Raw genomic sequence first — 20,054 nt, forward strand, 5'->3', positions numbered from 1 at the left:
TTCGAACAAACGGGTCGCCGCACCCAGGTGATGGGAATTCTCAATGTGACCGAGGATTCCTTCTCTGACGGTGGGCGCTATATTGACTTCGACAAAGCTATCGAACACGCATTCGCATTGCGTGATGCGGGTGCGGACCTCATTGACGTGGGCGGCGAATCTACCAGGCCGGGGGCGGTGCGCGTGCCCGAAGCGGTCGAACATGCGCGCGTCATCCCGGTCATCACAGAGCTGAGTCGGGCGGGCATTGTCACGTCCGTGGACACCATGCGGGCGAGTGTCGCGTCCGCTGCCGTTGCGGCCGGGGTCTCCCTCATTAATGACGTTTCCGGTGGTCAGGCCGACCCCGACATGCTGCGGGTCATGGCCGAAGCGCAGGTTCCCGTCTGCCTCATGCACTGGCAAACCGACCGTTTCGGCGATGCGTCCGGGGCGCATCATGGGGAGCACATCATTACCGATGTTCGAACGCATTTGTTATCGCTTGTCGACGCCGCAACGCGGGCGGGAATCGACCAGTCCCGAATCTGCCTCGACCCCGGCCTCGGCTTCGCCAAGACCGCCGACAATAACTGGAGCCTATTGCATCACCTGGACCAGATCCAGGCCCTGGGCTTTCCGCTGCTCATCGGCGCCAGTCGAAAACGCTTTCTCACGGAATTGGGCGGCGACCGGGACGCCGCCACCGCCGCGGTGACCGCCATCGTCGCCCACCAGGGGGTGTGGGCGGTGCGGGTGCACGACGTGGCCGGCTCCGCCATGGCAGTGCGGGTGGCAGAAAGGATACGCTCTGGTGGCCGATCGAATTGAACTGACCGGGCTGAAAGCCCGCGGCTATCACGGGGTATTCCCGGAAGAAAACCGCGACGGCCAGGAGTTCCTGGTCGACCTCATCTGCTGGCTCGACGCCACCCGCGCCGTGGAGACCGACGACGTGGCGGACACCATCAACTACGCGGACTTGGCTGAGATCGCCCACCAGGTCATAACCGGGCCGCCCTATAATCTTATTGAAAAAGTAGCTGGTACCATTGCCAATATCATCATGGCGCGCTATGAGCAGCTGTATGCGGTGGAGGTAACCGTGCATAAACCCCAAGCCCCGATCCCGCGGGATTTTACGGATGTGGCAGTGGTGGCCCGCAGGTCCCGGAGGCGCATATGATTCGGGCCGTGTTATCCATTGGGTCGAACATGGACGACCGCTACGCACTGCTAGAAACTGTATTCGAGGAGTTCCGGGATGAAACCATTGCTCAGTCCCCAATCTACTCCACCCCACCTTGGGGGGTGCCGGACCAAGACGAATTCCTCAATGCGATCCTTATCGTCAATGTGGCCCAAACTCCCAGGGAGCTATTGCGTCGTGGGCAACACCTAGAGGCGGCGGCGGAACGCCGGCGCACCCGCAAGTGGGGGCCCCGCACATTAGACGTGGACATTATTCAAGTGATCGACGCCAATGGTGTCGAACTGGTGTCCGAGGACCCGGAGTTGATTTTGCCGCATCCCTGGGCGCGGCACCGGGCGTTTGTATTGGTGCCCTGGTTGGCGGCCGACCCGGAGGCCCGGTTGCTGGGGGTTCCGGTGCGGGAGATCGTCGAAAAGCTCGATATTGCGGACGTAGAGGCGGTGGTTGAAGCGTGAAAACCACCTCAATAACCGCTCTCGTGGGGGTGGGCGGATTTTGCGCCGCCGCCACATTGATTGCAATACAAAACCTCTATAATGTTATGTCCACCGTTCCCATCTCTGTGGGGCTCACGCTCCTCATTATGGCCGTCTTGTGCTGCATGTTAGCCTGGCGGGTCAAAGGGCAAATCAAAGACAATCGAATCGGTTTTGATCGTAGCCAACTAGAACCCACTCGGGTGGCAACCTTTCTTATCATTGGGAAAACATCGGCATGGACGGGGGCAATTTTTTCCGGAATCTATGTGGGCATGGGAGTGTATGTCATTCCCCGAATGGGCGACCTTGTTGCCGCAGCTAACGACGCTCCCGGTGTGATTACCGCCGCCATTGGGGGCGTGGTGTTATGCGCCGCCGGACTGTGGTTAGAACGTGCTTGCGCCGCCCCGCCTCCAACAGATGGTGATAGTGTCAGGTAGCTTGGTATTTATGAGTGTGCTATCAGAAGACCATGGCTTCGCACAACAGGACGATGCCCCCGCGACCCGCGACACCGGCCAGCTCCTTTTAGTTGGCCTGGTTGTTTTAGCGCTGGCTGCCAGTGTCATCATGATGCTCACTGGCAATATCAACCTGCTGAAAGTCGCGTTGCTTGCCGCATTGTGGGCCGCTGTTTTCGGCATCTTCCTTACGTATTTCTATCGCAATAAACTCAGTGAACAAAAACTAGAACACGAAAACCAGATCGAACAGGCTCGCCTGGCATTCCACGCGGAACAGGCGGCGCGAGAATTAGAATTAGAACAACGAATTACCGAAAAAACTAACGACGCTACGCAGGAGACCCTCGACAAGATCAAGGATCAATTAGACAACCTGCGGAGCCAATTAGAAATGCTCTCCGGAGTGAGCTTCGAAGAACCCACCATGATTAGGGCCGAGGCGCACCGAATCAAAGAGATTAAAGAAATCAGTGCTAGCGACGGCATGGACTATGGATCCGTGGATTTTGATACCACCACATCCGACCACGAGATGGCCGAGGACTACCGTGAGTCCGATGATGTTTCGGTCGATTCCGACCAGTTCAATAATGCCAGGTTTGGGACTTATCCCACCTTTACCGGCTCCGGCAGCAATGCCACCGACATGACCGACGTGTTTAGCCATGTCCCGGATCCCGAACCGGAATTCGACCCCGATGCCGAGTGGGATGAGTCCAAACACTTTAGCGAATTTCCGGTCGAAACTGCCACGAATAATTCCAATATGGAGGACTCCGCCGTCGACGGTGAGCCCATCCCTACCGACTACGATCTTCCCAGCTATGGCTCCTGGGAGGGCAGCCGCTATGCTTCGGAAAACTCCGAAGACGCCGAGGTGGAGGAGCCCACCGGGTCATTCCCAGCCAACGCCGACGCCAACGCTAATGCCAGCGCCGGTTCCAGCGGCAGCGACAGCGGCCGTAGCGGTGGCGCCCATTCCAGCCCCGACAATTCCGGTGCGTCTACCAGCGGGTATGGTGCCGATTTCAGTGCCGCTCGCCTGCAAAACATTTACGGTCGAAGCGCTGCTTCCTCCCAGGCGACCCAGGGATCCCGGGCCGCACAGGGCGCCCAGGGGTCGCAGTCTTCGGGTGGTCACACAAGCCACAGGGGCAGCGATTCCTTTGCATTCGGGAATTCCAGCAATGCAGCAAACGCCAACGCCGGTGAAGCCGACAGCCGCGACACCACCAACGCCCGCAGCAATGACGCTAATACCCCCAATCGGGCGACCTACCCGAATTTCGCCATGCCTAGTGGCTCACAGGAAAACACCGACTACTCGGCCTCGAATCAAGACAATCGGGGCAGCCACCGCAGCGGCGGGCATTCCACGGATTCCAACCAGACCGGCTTCAGCTACTCCAACTATGGGTCCAGCGGATATTCCTCCCCCGACTATTCCGCCCCGGCCGCCGATTCGAACAATGATTCGGCCGCCACGGTGTATGAAGCTCCCAGTTCCTCAGGGTCGTCGTACGCCTCCCCGAACTGGTCGTCGACAAGCCCGGCGGTGGGGGATTCCGCGACCACCGACTCCACCGATTCCGCTGGTCGTCAGCAGGACACCGGCAGTTGGCGGCAGCGGGTGGCTGCCGGGTCGACCCCGAGCGAGGGCGGCGGGCGGCGTCGTAAGCAAAGCGAACCCGAGCCGGAGCCACAGAACCACCGGGGCTCGCACCGGCGACCCGAACAAGAAGCCGAAGATACGCGGCACGGGCGGCGGCGTCGGGACGAAGGCGGCGGGCTGAGCGTCGCGGATCTGCTGCGGCGAAATGACGGCTAATGACCCAGCAACCATACCGTAGGCCGCCTAGGCTACGCATCGCACAACTCGGGGCCATATTTGATGCTAGGGATTTCATGCAAGGACTGCGGGCCCAGGGCCATGCGGTGTTTGGGGGACCGCATGCCGTGCCGCAAGCCGACATGGTTGTATTCAAGCTGACTGCCGTGAAATCGCTGGTGTCACGTGTGCGGCCCGGACAAATTCTGATCCTGGTCGATTTCTGCCATTCGCTTGAGGTGCTCGAACCATTGGCGGCCCAAGGTTGTCACACAATTGTGCTCATGCCATTGGCGCCCAATCGCTATGCTTTCCTGGCGGACCAGGAAATATCTACTGTCATCATGGAGCTCCTCACTACGGAATTAGCAAGCGTGTGTGAGCATGTTCCCGCGGAGCGGCAGCAGGAATTTGTTGCCGGTTTTGTGCTCAGCCAGCTTGCCAGCGAGGTATATCAGCTTGGGGCCACGCTACAAGACCCCAGCGGAAACTCGGTGAGCAGCATACTCGGTCCCAATTCTGAACCGGCCGAACCGCCTAGACTTGCCAAGCAAGATTTGCCGTCGTGGCTATCAATAACACCACACCAGCCCAAGCAGCAGGATTCGCAAGAGCAAGAGCATCCTGACACTAATGCCGCGCAATCCGAGCAGTCGCAGGAGCCGCACGAGGACGAACGGCCGCTGCTGCCCAGGCAGCTTCTCAGGGAACACCATCTTGCCTGGTGCGCCGAGGCGTTGCCCACTGACCACGCACGTTCCGTGTTTTACACCCTGCTCTACTATGGTTTGTTGCAACACAACACCAAGCCGGAAAATCTGGTGGCATGGGCAAAGAAGCAACAGGAGCGGTACGGTGGCCTTTGAGCGTCGACAAGCAACACGCATAACCAGCGCCCGTCACATAGCAATGTTGGCGAGCGTCATGAAGAAACAGGGCACGCCCGTGGTGCTCGTCCCATTAACAACCAGCATCCACGCCGGCCATCGCGCCTTGGTCCGTGCCGCTCAACGCATCCCTGGCGCGCTAGTCATTGTTGCTATCCATCCCGATGTTGATTGCACTCCGCTTATCGACGCCCGGGTGGACGCGATCTTCACCTACACGGATGCCGAACTGTGGCCCAGCGGCCCCCGAACGCTGGTGAACAGTCCGCTGAGTCAAGCTGCCGGTGGCGCGGGTGCTGGCGTGCCGGTTACCCGAATAATGGCGTTATTGGGAATTATTGGCCCAACGGATTTGGTGCTGGGGGAGAAGAATATTCGCCAGTTGGTTCAGGTGCAGCAGGCGATCACTGACTTGCATTACCCGGTTGTGGTGCATGAAGTGCCGACGGTGCGCACGTCGGAGGGGCTGCCGGTGTCGAATCGTTATGCAGATATTCCGCCCGCGGATCACGATAAGGCGGTAGCGGTGTCGGCCAGCCTGATTGCGGGGACGTATGCGGCGCAAGATGGTGCGGCCGCGATCCTGGTTGCGGCTCACGAGGTGTTGGCGGTGGCTGGGGTGGAGCCGGACGAGCTGGCGCTCTATTCACTCATGCTGGGCCCGGCCCCGGAGTCAGCCCCAGAAGCAGGGGACGCCCGCCTGGTGGTGAGCGCTACGGTGGGTGGGGTGTGCATTACCGACAGCGTGCGAGTGGTCTTGGGGGCCAAGCCGCACTGACCGGATCTTGACTGGCCCTGGGTAGCTGGGCGCCTATGCCCCAATACTCTTCATACCGCCAACCTTCTGCCCTCCGGCCCCAGTCGGCGCTAGCGAAGAGTCACTCGGGCAGTTGTTCCATTTCGGCCCGGGTGGGCGGGTTGGCGCCAACCCGGGTGCAGGTCACGGCGGCGGCCCGGGCGGCATAGCTGGCGATTTCCGCCCAGTCTTCACCCGTAAACTCCATGGTCTTGTTCCGAACGTTCTTTCCCCCGGTGCGGCGGTGGATTTCGGCCAGTAAACATCCTATGACCGTGTCGCCGGCCCCGATGGTGTCAGCCACTTCGATGGTGGGGGCGGTTACTTCGATGGTTTGCCCATTGAAGTGCACAATCAACCCATCCGGCCCGCAGGTGATTACCTTGATGGGGGCTTCGGGCTGGTCGAGGAACTCCTCTTCTTCGTCGGAAAGCTTGAGCAGGTCGACGGAGGGGAGGAGGGAGTACAGGAAATCGCTGTGGGCCTTGGTGGCGTAGAAGGGCCGAATGTTGGGGTCGAGGGCAATGAATGTGCCGTCGCGGTGCAGGTTTTTCAGGAGGGCGGCGTAGCGGGATGCGCCGGGTTCGAGGGCGAGGGAGACGGTGCCGAAGCAGGCGATGTCGGTGGTGAGGTCGGCGGGCGGGTCGACAAGCCGGTCGGCGGTGCCGTCGATATAGAAGGAGTAGGAGGCGCTGCCATCAGGGTTGAGGGAGGTGACGGCTAAGGTGGTAGGCTCTTGACCGCGCTGCACCAGGGAGGTGTCCACGTTTTCGCTGGTGAGGCGGTCGACGAGGGCGTCCCCGAAGTTGTCGGTGGAGACGCGGGAAAGAAATTGGGTGGGTTCTCCTTGGCGGGCCGCGGTGATGGCGACGTTAAACGGGCCGCCACCGAGGGCTGGCGTCAGGGGAAGTAATCGGGGATTGGTGTTGGTTGAGGAATGGATGGGTACGAGATCAACAAGGCCTTCGCCGCAGACAGTAATCATGCTTATTAGTTTAATGAGCTGCGGCTGTTGCTGTGGGGTGTTGGTGAAATGTGCTAGGTGCACTATTGTTTAATTGCGTGACTGACGCAAATCAAACCTCAAAGAATCGCCAGATGCCGGAGCAGCAACGGATCCGTCGGGAGAAACGGGAGAAGTTGCTTCAATCCGGTGGTGAGGCGTACCCGGTGATTGTGGATCGCACAATCTCTATCACTGATTTGCGGGATAAGTATGTGGTGTTGGCTGAGGGGGAGAACGAGCCGGAGTCGACTCCTGCCCATGCCGTACCGGTGACGTATTTGCGGGCTGGGGATGAGACCACGGATGAGGTGGCGATTGCCGGCCGGGTGTTGTTTATTCGTAACACCGGCAAGTTGTGCTTCGCCACTATCCAGGAGGGGAGTGGCACGCAGATTCAGGCAATGCTGTCGTTGGCCGAGGTGGGCCCGGATTTGTTGGCGGCGTGGAAGTCGGATGTGGATTTGGGCGACATCGTGTCGGTGCGGGGCCGGGTGATTGTGTCGAAGCGGGGCGAGCTGTCGGTGCTGGCCTCGTCATGGCATATGGCGGCGAAGGCTCTGCGGCCGCTGCCGGTGGCGTTCGCCGATATGAGCGAGGACATGCGGGTGCGGCATCGTTACACGGACCTGATTATGCGGGAGAAGGCGCGGGAGAATGCTCTGACCCGGATTAAGGTGATGCGGGCGCTGCGGAATTATTTGGAGTCCCAGGGGTTCCTGGAGGTGGAAACCCCCATGTTGCAGACTTTGCATGGTGGTGCGGCGGCCCGGCCGTTTGTGACGCATTCGAATGCGCTCGATATTGATCTGTATCTGCGGATCGCCCCGGAGCTGTATTTAAAGCGCTGTGTTGTCGGTGGTATCGAACGGGTTTTCGAGGTGAATCGGAATTTCCGTAACGAGGGTGTGGATTCCTCCCACTCCCCGGAGTTCGCCATGTTGGAGACCTACCAGGCGTGGGGCACCTACGATGATTGTGCTGAGCTCATTAAGAACCTGATCCAGGATGTTGCCATGGAGGTTTTTGGTTCCACAACGGTGACGTTGGCCGATGGCTCCGAATACGATTTGGGTGGTGCGGAGTGGCCCACGATCGAAATGTACCCGTCGCTCAATGAGGCGTTGCAGCGGAAGTTCCCAGGTCAGCCCGAGGTGACGGTGAATTCGACCGTGGCTGAGTTGCGCGAGATTGCGGACGCCGTCGGCTTGGACGTGCCGGCCAAGGGCGGTTGGGGCCACGGCAAGCTGGTGGAAGAGCTGTGGGAGTTGTTGTGCGAGGATCAGCTGGAAGGGCCGATTTTTGTGCGGAATTTCCCGGTGGAGACCTCCCCCTTGACCCGCCAGCACCGGAGCGAGCCGGGGGTGACAGAGAAGTGGGATTTGTATGTTCGCGGGTTCGAACTGGCTACCGGTTATTCCGAACTTGTTGACCCGGTGATTCAGCGCGAGCGTTTCGAGGACCAGGCCCGTCTGGCTGCGGGGGGCGATGAGGAGGCCATGGTGTTGGATGAGGATTTCCTGGCCGCCATGGAGCAGGGCATGCCGCCGACCGCGGGCGCGGGCATGGGCATTGATCGCCTGCTCATGGCCCTGACTGGTTTGGGTATCCGCGAAACCGTGTTGTTCCCCCTGGTGAAGCCCGAGCGCGACAACTAGCCCCCCGCTTTACGACGCCGCAAGCGTGGGCACTCCATCCCCATCACACATCCCCGTGGTGGGGTGTTTTCGTGGACGGTGTCACATGCCGGGCACTGTGCTGCGATATCTGGATTCTAGGCCGGTTTCAGGCCCTGTTTTGCCCAATATCGCAGCACACATCTTCCGGGAGTGGGGTGAGGGTTGCGGTGTATCGAATTAGTTGGTGGGGCATGTCACGTAAATTTATGTTTCAAGGTTGGGCGCTTGGGACCCAGGTCATCTGACAAGTACTGTGCTGCGTTATCGCCTGTTTTGGGGCTGGATCCGGCCTTTGGAGTGAGATATCGCAGCACACACCCCGGGCGTGGGGTCGGGGATGCCGGAGAGTTGACTCTCTCCCGTTCAACCCGGGTCATCTGACAAGTACTGTGCTGCGTTATTGCCTGTTTTGGGTCCGGATCCAGTCTCTGGGATGAGATATCGCAGCACAGTGCCCAGGGACAGGGTTGGAGTGCTCGGTGGTTGGGGGTCTCCCGTCCGACCCGGGTCATCTGACAAGTAGTGTGCTGCGATATCTGGATTTTGGGTCGGTCTCAGGCCCTGTTTTGCTCAATATCGCAGCACACTACCCGCGGTTCCACATCCCTGGAGGTCCGGAGATCGGAGCCCGGCCCACGCGCCGGGGCGGGCGTCGAAAAGCGCGAACTATTTCGGGGATGTTCGGTGGCGCGCGTACTGTTTAATTGGATAGAAGGCAGAAAGGAAATATATGGATATGGACAACCCGGGGCTCACCAGGGAATCCAAGCTTGTGCTCGGTACCCTCGTGCTTGCCGCAACTGTGATGCTGCTGAATGAGACCACGCTGTCGGTGGCGCTGCCGGTCATCATGGACAGCTTCGGGGTGACCGCTGCCACCGCGCAATGGCTCACCACCGGTTTCATGCTTACCATGGCGGTCGTGATCCCCACCACCGGGTTTGTTATTGAGCGGCTCACCACCCGGCAAGTCTTTATCACCGCCTTCGTGTTCTTCCTGGGCGGCACTCTGGTGGCGGCCCTCGCCCCTGTCTTCCTAGTGCTGCTGGGCGGCCGGGTGTTGCAGGCCGCCGGAACCGCGCTGATTATGCCCCTGCTCATGACCACCGTCATGAATGTGGTGCCCCCTAGCATGCGCGGTTCCTTCGTGGGCATGATGTCCGTCGTGATTTCGCTTGCCCCCGCGTTCGGCCCCACCGTGTCCGGGTTCATCCTCAACTATTTCAGCTGGAATTTCGTCTTCTGGTTCATGGTTCCCTTCGTCGTATTCATCCTGCTGGTGGGGGTGAAATACATTAGTAACGTGGGGGAATCCACCGAAAAACCATTCGATATCATATCGGTGCCATTGGCGGCCATCGGGTTTGGCGGGCTTGTCTACGCGCTCAGCGACATTGAAACCCTCATGGCCGGCAGTTTCGTCCCCATCATTGTGGGGGTGGCCGCCATTATTGCGCTCGTCGCATTCGTGCTGCGGCAGCTCAGCCTGGGCAAACGCGATCAGGCTTTCCTGGACCTGCGGGTTTTCGCGGTCCCGGGTTTTGCTATTGCTATCGTCCTCGTCATGGTGATCTTTGGCTTGCTTCTGGGGCTGGTCACCGTGCTGCCCATCTACCTGCAAAAAGCCATACTGGTCACTACGGCGGTGTCCGGCCTGGTGGTCATGCCCGGCGGGCTACTTCAGGGTCTTGCCGCCCCCTTTATTGGTCGGCTCTACGACCGGGTTGGGGTTCGACCCCTCATGATCCCCGGCATTATTGTCGTGGCCATCAGCACCGGGCTTCTCACGTGGGCCGCCTACCAGCGGTTTGGTCCCATCGCCATGGCCATGCTGTATGTGCTGTTTGAGGTCGGTATTGCGTTCGGCATCACCCCGCTGTACACCGCGTCGTTAAGCAGCCTGCCCGCACACCTGTACAGCCACGGTTCCGCCACCCTATCCACCGCGCAGCAGCTCGCCAGCGCCATCGGGGTCGCTATTCTCGTCGCGGTGCTCACCCAGCAAACAAACAGCAAGGTAGCCGCCGGTGCTCCGCTTGTCGACGCTACAGCCCACGGCGCAACCAGCGCATTCCTGGTCGCCACCATCTTGGCTGTAGTAGCTGTACTATTAAGCTTCTTCATTAAACAAGCCAAAAACTAGCAGCTGTTCGCTACAGGCGTACACCAACAAAAATCCCCAATCACCAGCGACAATAGCGAAAAAATTGGGGGCTTTGACGTGCGGCGTGTCTCATAAGCTGGTTCAAAATTATGAACCGCTATAGAGTTGGGAACATTACAACTATTAGTACAGCTTAGGAAGTGAACATGTTCGAGCGTTTTACCGACCGTGCTCGCCGCGTCATTGTGCTGGCACAAGAAGAGGCACGCGGTCTCAACCACAATTACATCGGCACCGAGCATATCCTGCTCGGCCTCATCCACGAAGGCGAAGGCGTGGCCGCTAAAGCCCTGGAATCCATGGGCATTTCTTTGGAAGCCGTGCGTCAAGAAGTAGAAGAGATTATCGGCCAAGGTACCGAGCCTCCGGTGGGCCATATTCCTTTTACCCCCCGCGCTAAGAAAGTCCTGGAACTATCCCTGCGCGAAGGCCTGCAAATGGGCCATAAATACATTGGCACCGAATTCCTCCTGCTTGGCCTCATCCGTGAGGGCGAAGGCGTGGCCGCCCAGGTGCTGGTGAAGCTTGGCGCCGACCTGCCCCGAGTGCGGCAGCAGGTTATCCAATTACTGTCCGGTTACGAAGGCGGCGACAGCCCCGAAAACACCTCCAACGACAGTAATGACGCTATCGGTGCTGGTGCGGGCCCCGGCGCCTCCAGTTCCCGTGGCTCCCGTGGTGCCGGCGAGCGCTCCACCTCCCTGGTGCTGGACCAGTTCGGTCGGAACCTCACCCAGGCTGCTAAGGAAGGCAAACTCGACCCCGTGGTGGGTCGGGAACAAGAAATCGAACGCATCATGCAGGTGCTGAGCCGGCGCACAAAGAACAACCCGGTGCTCATCGGCGAACCCGGCGTGGGGAAAACCGCCGTGGTGGAAGGCCTCGCATTAGACATTGTGAACGGCAAGGTCCCGGAAACCCTCAAGGACAAGCAGGTGTATTCCCTGGACCTGGGGTCGCTAGTGGCTGGCTCCCGCTACCGTGGTGATTTCGAAGAACGCCTGAAGAAGGTGTTAAAGGAAATCAACCAGCGCGGCGACATTATCCTGTTCATTGACGAAATCCACACCCTGGTTGGTGCGGGCGCGGCCGAGGGCGCCATTGACGCGGCCTCCCTGCTAAAGCCCAAGCTGGCCCGCGGCGAGCTGCAAACCATTGGCGCCACCACCCTCGACGAGTACCGCAAACATATTGAAAAGGACGCTGCCCTAGAGCGCCGGTTCCAGCCGGTGCAGGTGCCCGAGCCCTCCGTGGAAATGACGATCAATATTCTGAAGGGCCTGCGGGACCGGTATGAGGCCCACCACCGGGTGTCGATCACCGATGGCGCCTTGACCGCCGCCGCGAACCTGTCCGACCGGTACATCAACGACCGGTTCCTGCCGGATAAGGCCGTCGACCTCATCGACGAGGCCGGCGCCCGCATGCGTATCAAACGCATGACCGCCCCCGAGGGTATTCGGGAAATGGATGAGCGGATCACCAAGGTGCGGCGGCAAAAAGAGGCCGCCATCGACGCACAAGATTTCGAAAAGGCCGCCGGGTTGCGTGACCAGGAGCGCCAGTTGACCGAGGAGCGCCGCGAGAAGGAAAAGCAGTGGCGCGCCGGGGAGCTGGACGACATTGCCGAGGTGGGCGAGGAGCAAATCGCCGAGGTGTTGGCCCACTGGACCGGGATTCCCGTGTTCAAGCTCACCGAGGAAGAGTCCTCCCGCCTGCTCAATATGGAGGATGAGCTGCATAAGCGCATCATTGGTCAGGAGGATGCGGTCAAGGCGGTGTCCCGGGCGATTCGCCGTACCCGCGCCGGCCTGAAGGATCCGCGGCGTCCCTCCGGTTCGTTTATTTTCGCTGGTCCCTCCGGTGTGGGTAAAACCGAGCTTTCGAAAGCGCTTGCGAACTTCCTGTTTGGTGAGGATGACGCCCTGATCCAGATCGACATGGGCGAGTTCCACGACCGGTTCACCGCCTCCCGCCTGTTCGGTGCGCCCCCCGGCTATGTTGGCTACGAAGAGGGCGGCCAGCTTACCGAAAAGGTGCGGCGTAAGCCGTTCTCCGTGGTGCTTTTCGACGAGATTGAGAAGGCCCACAAGGAAATCTACAACACTCTCCTCCAGGTGCTGGAAGACGGCCGGCTTACCGACGGTCAAGGCCGCATTGTCGATTTCAAGAACACGGTCCTGATCTTCACCTCCAACCTTGGTACCCAAGACATCTCCAAGGCTGTGGGCATGGGCTTCAGTGCGGTTGGCGAGCATGATGCTGACGGCCAGTATGAGCGCATGAAGAACAAGGTCAATGACGAGTTGAAGAAGCATTTCCGCCCCGAATTCCTCAACCGTATCGACGACATTGTGGTGTTCCACCAGCTCACCAAGGAGCAGATTGTAGAAATGGTCGACCTGTTGGTGGGCCGCGTCGAAAAGGCCCTGGCAGCCAAGGACATGGGCATCGAACTCACGGAGCAGGCCAAGAACCTGCTGGCCGCCCGTGGTTTCGACCCGGTGCTGGGTGCCCGGCCGCTGCGTCGCACGATTCAGCGCGAAATTGAAGACGTGTTGAGTGAAAAGATCCTCTTCGGCGAGGTCGGCGCAGGTGAGATCGTCACCGTGGATGTCGAGGGTTGGGATGGCGATGCCAAGCACAACGACAAGGCCACGTTCGTATTCACTCCCCGGCCGAAGCCGCTGCCGGAGGAGCTGGAATTGCAGGCCACGGCCCCGGCCGCTGTGGAGGCCAAGCCGGTGGGGGCATCCGACTCCGCCGCCGGCACCAGCACCAGTGATTCGGTGACTCCCCGGCACGCCGCCGAGGACTAACAAACTAGCGGGCTAGCGGAGCAGCACCAGGATCGGGGCTGCTCCCGCGGAAACGATCATGAGGAGCATGATGAACTCCACCATTCCGGTCCGGGGCAGGTCCCGGACCAGGGGATGGCAGGGGGCCTGGTGATCCGGCGATAATGCCACCTTGGCCCAAAACACCGAGGCCAAGAGGAGGGCACAGCCCACACCAATCACATACCCCCAGGTGGTGTCGATAAGCGAGGCGAGAGCCCCAAGGCCGACGGCACCTAGCACCAGCCCGGCTTGCACCGGCCAGAGCCGCCACCCGAAGTCTGACCACAGGGCCAGGCCGGGGCGATCGTCGCGGCCGACATACACGAAGCTTACTACCAGCCACAGGGCTGCCCCATGGCAGAGGGCGGCCGGCAGTGACATGCCGCGGACCAGTGCCATGGGGAAGAGCGCCGCAATCAGGCACACGAGCCCGAAGTACCCTACTGGCATGACCACCCGGGTTGCCGGCCGGAGGAGTCGGCGGCGCACATCGAATTCGAAAAACTGCCACACCCCGCCGCGTCGGGGCGTTACCGCGATCGCCCCAGCCCTACGAAAATGTTTGCGTTGCGGCATGTGGGCCACCGTTCTGGGGATAAGCAGGCCGGCCGTGGTTCCGACCCCGACGCCCACCACCGTGAGCGCCAGCGCCACCCAATTACTGTTGGCCGCGGCGACAAGAACCATGCCCCAGAACGACACCAGACAGAATCCGAAGGCCAGGCAGCTGGGCAGCAATTGGCGTGCGGTCAGGGCGATGGGCGGCGTGACCAGGGCCGACGAATACCGGCGGGTCATGCTGAATGGGATGCCGGTGCATACCAGGAGGGCGAGCAGGCATTGCGGCCCGGTTGCCGATTTGGTGAAGAACACGCCAGCGTAGAAGGCGATGAGGAATTCGGTGAGCGGCCCAACACCGTTCGATTCGCGCCCATAGTGTTGGCGCAGCAAGAGCATGGTCATTATTCGCCCCGCCCGCCCGCCGCCGACCCTGCTGCCGGGCTGGCTTCCGACCCTAAACCCGGTTTCGCCTCAGTTTTCACCCCGCCCGGATCGGCTAACCAATCTGCCTGGCAGTCGGTGAATTCAGCCCCAGATAGTTCCATGAGCCGGGTGAAGGGGTCGTTGCCCAGCACCGCGCTGGGTGCGCCCTCCGCCACCACCTCCAGGTCGGCCATGACTTCGATTGTGTCGCACTGTTCGGCAATGGTGAAGTCCTGGGTGGAGATGGTCACCTGGTGCCCCAGATTGCTGATGCGGCGCAGTATCCGCAGGATCCGAGCCCGAGAGATCGCGTCCACCATTTCCAGAGGCTCATCAAGATACAGGTGTTGTGCCGGCTTGATGAACACTATGGCCAGGGCGGTCTTTTTGTAATTACCGGCAGAATAAGTACTGATGGCGCGGGTCGTACCACCGTCGATAGCAAGTTCGTCACACAGGATGGTGGCTCTGCGTTTCGCTTCGGCGCGCGGCAGCCGATGCATCCTGCCCAGCCGGTGCAGTAGCTCGTGCGCGCTGACTTCGATGGGAATGATGGGGTTGTCGGGGACGAATTGCGCGGCCCCCGGCGCGTGTTGGGCATAAAGGTTCTTGAGTCGGGTGGTTTTCCCGGAGCCGTTGATGCCGATGAGCCCGGTTATCACAGGTAGATCCTCTTTCTAAAAAATATTGTGGCTGGGTGCAGCGTACTATATTTTGATTTCTAACAATTGGTTTCTGGCAGTCGTTGCCCGGGGTTTTTATGGTTGATGCCAGGTGCGGCGGAGAGTTCACAGGTTGGATCGGGAAAATTCGAGCGAATTTCGGGAGGATTAGAAGCCTTCTGCCACGAATTATTCAGTAATGCTCTTTATCATCATAGGCAGTGATCGGTTCACTGAATAAGGAATCGGCTACGCAAATAACACGCACCTACGACATTGAAGGAGACAAATCATGCGTGCGTTTTCTAAGACCAGCAAGTTGGCGATCATCGGCGGTTCCCTGGCGGTTGCCCTGGGGACTGGTGCCCTGGCCGCCCATGCCCAAAACGCCACCGATGCGCCCGCGGCGTCCGCAAGCGCCAGCCAGCTGCCGGGTAAGGACCGCGACAAGGGCAACAAGGACGACAAGGGTCCCGCCGAGCTGGCCAAGAAGCTGGGCGTGAGCGAGGACAAGTTGAAGGAGGCCATGGATTCGCTGCGTTCCGAGGGCTCCGGCGAGCAGAAGGGCGAGCGCCCCGATAAGTCCGCCATGGACCAGAAGCTTGCTACCGCCCTGGGCGTTGATGTTTCCAAGGTGGAGCAGGCCATGTCTGAGATGCACAGCGAGCGTGAGGCGGAGCACCGCACCGAGTTGTCGTCTCGCCTTGACGAGGCAGTGTCCAAGGGCACCTTGTCGTCGTCCGATAAGGATTCCGTGCTGAAGGCGTTTGATGCCGGCGTCCTTGGCGGTGGCCCGGAGCGCGCTGCTCAGTAATCAGTTCCCCCCGCTTTACGACGCCGCAAGCGGGGGCCATCATCTCACACCCCGTCTGGTTGGCTTCATTCGGTTGGTCGTGATTTTGTGTGTGCTGCGATATTTGGGTTGCAGGCCGGTTGTGAAGCTTCATTCGGCCAATATCGCAGCACACTTCACCTCACCTCGTGGTGGGGTGCTTTTTTATGGGCGGCGTTTGCGTCGGGCACTGTGCTGCGATATCTGGGTTTTGGGCCGCCTCCAGGGTCCATTTTGTTCAATATCGCAGCACACATCTTCCGGTGCGGCGGGGTCTCCCGTCTAACCCGACTTGTCTGATGAGTAGTGTGCTGCGTTATTGCCTGTTTTGGGCTTGGATTCGGCCTCTCGGGTGAGATATCGCAGCACACACCCCGGCCGCGGGGCTAGGGATGTCCGGGAGTTGGGCCCTCCCGTCCGATTTGGGTCGTCTGACAAGTAGTGTGCTGCGATATCTGGTTTTTAGGCCTCCTCCAGGCCCTGTTTCGGCCAATATCGCAGCACAGTACTCGTGGTCCCGGATCTCGGGGTCGAGTGGGGCGAGGTTGCCAGCCTGGTTCACGCGCCTGGGGGAGCGTCGTAAAGCAACAGGGGGCACATGCGCATCAGCAGTAACAGCGAACTGCGTGCGCAACTCGCATCATATTATGATTGGGTGCAATGAAAATTAGGAAGCCAGTGCTTCTGCGATGGGAGTGTCCCCACCGGACATAGTGATGACCTTGCCCACGGTCTCTGGGATCGTAATGATTGCCGCCAGGGTTGCGGCCACATCATCCATGCTATTGCCGCGGGGCTCTGCCACATCCACGGCGATGCGACCCGTGCCCGGGGTGTCCTCCAGAGGTCCCGGCTGCAGGATCGTGTAGTCCAGGTCGCTGTGGTGGACCAGCCAGTGGTCGGCAAAGAACTTCGCAATGTAGTAATCCGACAGGTCCGCCAGGATTCCTTCGTTCCACCGCTCCGGCTGTAACGCATACACCGTGCTCAACATGACAAACCGGGGTACCCCGGCCGCCTTAGCCGCCTGGATCAGTTTGACCGCGCCAAACGCATCCACCTGCAACAAATTCTTCCCCCGCGACCCAGCAGTGAAATAGATAACATCCGGTTGCACGGACTTCACCGCCTTGGTGATCTCCGGTAGTGGGGCGGTCAGGTCGAGCGCCACCGCATTGGGGGCCTCCGCGTTCCGCACGCCGGCGTACACCGTGTGGGATTCGGAGAGTAACGCCATGAGTTTGGTGCCAACGCGACCGTTAGCACCAACAATAAGAATCTTCATGCGGCCTAAGTGTATAGATTGCGATAATCCTTGGGGAGAGCGCCACCCCGAAAACGGGCAAGCAGATGTTCTAGGACGGCGTTCCCCGGATTCTCACAGTAAGCCCGAATCCGCTTTTCAGCATCGCTCAGGAAATTAAAAGTAAACCCTGCGGCTTACAGAAGGTCATTTCCATTTTCTGCCCAGTCATGCCGCCTAATCTTATTATTAATGTTCTTAAGAGCCCTCATGCTCCACCGATGATCCTAAGGAGATTCCTAATGCGTACCCCCTTCGCTAATAAGAAACTCGTTCTTGCTGGTAGCTTCGCTGCCCTCGTTCTCGGTGTCGGTGCTACCACCGCCTATGCGCAATACGCCGCAATAAGTAGCGAATCCCCCGTGGCGGCAACCAGTCTCCAGCCCGCTCGCGCCACCGAATTATCCGGCTTGGGAGTCACCGCCGATATTCCGTCCGAACAGCTGCAAACGGCCGACCCCACTAACACCGCCCAACGCGCCGAACTGGTGAAACAGCTGGATAGGGCGGTAGCCGCCGGTGTCATATCCCCAGCCGGCAAGGATCGGGTGCTCAAGGAGTTCGACGATGGCACACTGATCCTCGGGCCCAGCAATCCTGCTGCCGGACAAGCCGCCAACCAGCAACAAAGCACCCCTACCTCTAGCGATTACCTCGACGCGGCATAGCACCTCGCTTGTCGACGCCCTACAGTGACGAGCGCGGGCTTTGATAGTTGCCGCAATCATTCCGAGCCGGCTCGCCCCGGAACCGGGCCAACAAATACTCCATGGAGGGCTGAATATCCTCCCAGCTCGACAGCGCGTGATTAATACCCGAATTGATCGTGGGCGTCACCCGCGGCAGCGCCGATTGCGTCGCCGACACCGTGGCCCCGGCCCGACAATACTTGTCGGCCAGGCGTGCGACCTGATCCGTGGGAATAATATCGTCAGATCGGCCGGTCATCATAAAAATCGGGGTGCGTGGCGGCTTTTTCCCCAGGCTATTGCGTTTCAAAGTTTCGGCAATCACCGGCTCCTGCTGTACTACCTCCTTGAACGTGATGCCGGTCTTCGTGAACACATTCGACTTCATAAACCCGTACTTTCCCACCGAATCAATCACGCAACTCGTGGCAACCGTCTGTAAATATCGGTGCCCCGCATCCGACACGTGCCGATCCACCGCCGCCCGAAACTGGGCGTCGCGTGCCGAAAACCCATTGATGGCCATCCCCAGCACCCCGCTGATCGACGACCCATCCACCGTGGTGAACACCTCAAACAAATCCGCCGGCGGCGCCCCCGCATAGGTTCCCACCAGCCGCACATCCGGGGCGTACTCCTCCGCCAGTTCCGCGGCCGCCGCCACGGCGCCCCCACCCTGCGAATACCCGTGCAACCCCACCGGGGAATCCAGCGGTGCCTTCGCCACCCGCAGGCCTGCCCGGGCCGCATCCAAGACCGCATGCGCCTCTTCCGCCGCATTCACATATGTGTGAATCCCCGGCGTGCCCAACCCAATATAGTCGGTGACAATCACCCGCAACCCTAGCGACGCCGCATAATACTGGATCGGCAGCTCGTAATTCACCGACATTGCCGTCGTAGACACCGCCCCCACCAGCCACGGCCCCCGCGAGGGGGCGCACATGTCCCCCTGGCCGCGCGTCCCCGGTGCGAACACCACGGTCCCTATCGCCGGTCGGTCGGGTTCGATCACATACCCGGATACCGCCACCGGTTTTCCGTCCTGGTCGGTGGATGCATACAGCATTTTTGTGGCCCGGGTGTTGTCGACCGGTTGGGTGCGTAGGACCGTGCCGGGGGCTTGCGGGTGGGTGGAAAACTGTGCGGGAGGTTGGTAAAAATCATCATTGTCGGCAGTCGCAGCAGCAGGGAACATGGCTGAGACGGCGAGGAAGATGATGGACCATACGCACATAGTTTTCTTTGCCATGGTGGCTTATTGTAGAGGGTTATAAGCGTGGTAAGCCAGTCCGGGTGGTGCGTTTGGGTGGGGCTAGCTGGGGACTAGTTGGGTAAGCGGAAGCCGCCGGCGACTTCCCGCGCGAGGCCGTCGTCAAGCAGGGAAGTGAGCGCACGGTTGCGTTGCGTGCCATCCGCCCACACGGCTTCGATGCGTTCGAGCGGTACTATGCCGTCGGCTGCGCGGAGTTCCGCCATGATGAGTCCTCGGACCTGGCGGTCTGTGCCGGCAAATTTTTGCACGCGGCGGCTGGGGCGGCGCGGGGTCACGATCGACCCGCCGGCCACCCATAGGCATGACGACCGGAGAGGACAGTCACCACATTTGGGGGTGGTGGTGCAGATGAGTGCCCCGAGCTCCATGATCGCCGTGCTGAATTTTGCCGCGTCCACGTCCCCGTCGGCGTCTGGCAGTAGGGATTCCATGACCGCCAGTTCCCGTTTCGACGGGGATCGTGGCTCGTATTCGCCGTGGTAGAACCGGGCGAGCACCCGTCGCACATTCGTGTCCACCACCGGCACCCGCTGCCCGTAGGCGAATGCGGCAACGGCCCGGGCGGTGTAGTCGCCGATGCCGGGCAGGGCCAACAGGTCGGTCACATCTTCCGGCACCACGCCATTGTGGTGCGCCACAATCTGTTGGGCGCATTCGTGCAGGCGGAGCGCGCGCCGCGGGTACCCAAGACGCCCCCAAGCGCGTAGCACATCGTCAATGCGGGCCGCGGCGAAGTCAGTGGGGGTGGGCCAACGGTTGATCCACCCCAACCATATGGGTTCCACGCGGGCGACCTGGGTTTGTTGGCTCATGACCTCGCTGAGCAGCACACCCCACGCGGAGGTTTCCGGGGTGCGCCAGGCAATGTCGCGGGCGTTGGCGGCAAACCACGCGGGGAGCCGGCGGTGTAGGACGGTTCGAAGCTCGGCGGACTTTTCTGGGGTTACGGTAACTGGTGTGGTCATGATTGCTAATA

Annotated in this window: 17 protein-coding genes and 1 pseudogene; 12 read left to right on the top strand and 6 right to left on the bottom strand. The window is 60.4% G+C overall.

Going from position 1 to position 20,054, the window contains the following annotated elements:
* Positions 1-30 precede the first annotated feature (30 nt).
* From folP to HBA49_RS01290, 7 genes are read left to right on the top strand one after another with little or no spacing between them, the layout of a single operon-like run.
* A complete protein-coding gene (gene folP / locus HBA49_RS01260; RefSeq protein ID WP_040431799.1) occupies positions 31-810 on the top strand; it encodes a dihydropteroate synthase in 780 nt (259 codons plus the stop codon).
* Entirely contained in the window at positions 794-1,165 is a 372-nt protein-coding gene (gene folB, locus HBA49_RS01265; protein WP_005525417.1) for a dihydroneopterin aldolase, read from the top strand. Before folP ends, folB begins: the two co-directional genes overlap by 17 nt.
* Positions 1,165-1,647 carry a 2-amino-4-hydroxy-6-hydroxymethyldihydropteridine diphosphokinase gene (gene folK, locus HBA49_RS01270; RefSeq protein WP_040431801.1) on the top strand — a complete coding sequence of 161 codons (483 nt, stop codon included), beginning with the start codon at positions 1,165-1,167 and terminating at the stop codon, positions 1,645-1,647. Before folB ends, folK begins: the two co-directional genes overlap by 1 nt.
* On the top strand, positions 1,644-2,111 hold the full coding sequence (locus tag HBA49_RS01275) for a DUF3180 domain-containing protein (protein ID WP_005522129.1): 468 nt from the start codon (positions 1,644-1,646) through the stop codon (positions 2,109-2,111). Before folK ends, HBA49_RS01275 begins: the two co-directional genes overlap by 4 nt.
* A 10-nt stretch (positions 2,112-2,121) precedes the next feature.
* Positions 2,122-3,963 carry a DUF6779 domain-containing protein gene (locus HBA49_RS01280; protein ID WP_005525290.1) on the top strand — a complete coding sequence of 614 codons (1,842 nt, stop codon included), beginning with the start codon at positions 2,122-2,124 and terminating at the stop codon, positions 3,961-3,963.
* Positions 3,963-4,829 carry a hypothetical protein gene (locus tag HBA49_RS01285; RefSeq protein WP_146743667.1) on the top strand — a complete coding sequence of 289 codons (867 nt, stop codon included), beginning with the start codon at positions 3,963-3,965 and terminating at the stop codon, positions 4,827-4,829. Before HBA49_RS01280 ends, HBA49_RS01285 begins: the two co-directional genes overlap by 1 nt.
* A gap of 58 nt (positions 4,830-4,887) precedes the next feature.
* A complete protein-coding gene (locus HBA49_RS01290) occupies positions 4,888-5,628 on the top strand; it encodes a pantoate--beta-alanine ligase (RefSeq protein ID WP_225866115.1) in 741 nt (246 codons plus the stop codon).
* A gap of 100 nt (positions 5,629-5,728) precedes the next feature.
* Here HBA49_RS01290 and HBA49_RS01295 read toward each other — a convergent pair whose 3' ends face one another.
* The gene (locus HBA49_RS01295; RefSeq protein WP_005524917.1) at positions 5,729-6,694 is read right to left on the bottom strand and encodes a carbohydrate kinase family protein; all 966 of its coding nucleotides are present in this window, start codon (positions 6,692-6,694) and stop codon (positions 5,729-5,731) included.
* Positions 6,695-6,744: 50 nt separating this feature from the next.
* Between HBA49_RS01295 and lysS the strand changes: the two genes are divergently transcribed.
* From lysS to HBA49_RS01310, 3 genes are all read left to right on the top strand, one after another.
* Positions 6,745-8,307: a lysine--tRNA ligase gene (gene lysS / locus HBA49_RS01300; protein WP_050773684.1), complete on the top strand. Its 1,563-nt coding sequence runs from the start codon at positions 6,745-6,747 to the stop codon at positions 8,305-8,307.
* Between the two features lie 751 nt (positions 8,308-9,058).
* Positions 9,059-10,471: a DHA2 family efflux MFS transporter permease subunit gene (locus HBA49_RS01305; RefSeq protein ID WP_005522138.1), complete on the top strand. Its 1,413-nt coding sequence runs from the start codon at positions 9,059-9,061 to the stop codon at positions 10,469-10,471.
* A gap of 167 nt (positions 10,472-10,638) precedes the next feature.
* Entirely contained in the window at positions 10,639-13,311 is a 2,673-nt protein-coding gene (locus HBA49_RS01310; RefSeq protein WP_005525421.1) for an ATP-dependent Clp protease ATP-binding subunit, read from the top strand.
* A 12-nt stretch (positions 13,312-13,323) separates the two neighbouring features.
* Here the strand turns inward: HBA49_RS01310 and HBA49_RS01315 are convergent, their stop codons facing one another.
* Both HBA49_RS01315 and HBA49_RS01320 read right to left on the bottom strand, forming a co-directional pair.
* Positions 13,324-14,295, bottom strand: coding sequence for a hypothetical protein (locus tag HBA49_RS01315; RefSeq protein ID WP_005525482.1), 972 nt, complete (start codon positions 14,293-14,295; stop codon positions 13,324-13,326).
* Positions 14,295-14,969, bottom strand: a pseudogene (locus HBA49_RS01320) (ATP-binding cassette domain-containing protein); the annotation flags it as partial. The pseudogene HBA49_RS01320 and the gene HBA49_RS01315, both read right to left, overlap by 1 nt.
* 301 nt (positions 14,970-15,270) lie before the next feature.
* Here HBA49_RS01320 and HBA49_RS01325 point away from each other — a divergent pair.
* On the top strand, positions 15,271-15,792 hold the full coding sequence (locus tag HBA49_RS01325) for a hypothetical protein (protein ID WP_005525251.1): 522 nt from the start codon (positions 15,271-15,273) through the stop codon (positions 15,790-15,792).
* 685 nt (positions 15,793-16,477) lie between these two features.
* Here the strand turns inward: HBA49_RS01325 and HBA49_RS01330 are convergent.
* On the bottom strand, positions 16,478-17,095 hold the full coding sequence (locus tag HBA49_RS01330; RefSeq protein ID WP_005524931.1) for an NAD(P)H-binding protein: 618 nt from the start codon (positions 17,093-17,095) through the stop codon (positions 16,478-16,480).
* 260 nt (positions 17,096-17,355) lie between these two features.
* Between HBA49_RS01330 and HBA49_RS01335 the strand changes: the two genes are divergently transcribed.
* The gene (locus HBA49_RS01335) at positions 17,356-17,781 is read left to right on the top strand and encodes a hypothetical protein (RefSeq protein WP_005524870.1); all 426 of its coding nucleotides are present in this window, start codon (positions 17,356-17,358) and stop codon (positions 17,779-17,781) included.
* A 19-nt stretch (positions 17,782-17,800) separates the two neighbouring features.
* Here the strand turns inward: HBA49_RS01335 and HBA49_RS01340 are convergent, their stop codons facing one another.
* Entirely contained in the window at positions 17,801-19,054 is a 1,254-nt protein-coding gene (locus HBA49_RS01340) for a lipase family protein (protein WP_040431708.1), read from the bottom strand.
* A gap of 74 nt (positions 19,055-19,128) precedes the next feature.
* On the bottom strand, positions 19,129-20,043 hold the full coding sequence (locus HBA49_RS01345) for an HhH-GPD family protein (RefSeq protein ID WP_005525026.1): 915 nt from the start codon (positions 20,041-20,043) through the stop codon (positions 19,129-19,131).
* Positions 20,044-20,054: the final 11 nt, after the last annotated feature.

Source organism: Corynebacterium matruchotii (genome assembly GCF_011612265.2).
GTDB lineage: Bacteria > Actinomycetota > Actinomycetes > Mycobacteriales > Mycobacteriaceae > Corynebacterium > Corynebacterium matruchotii.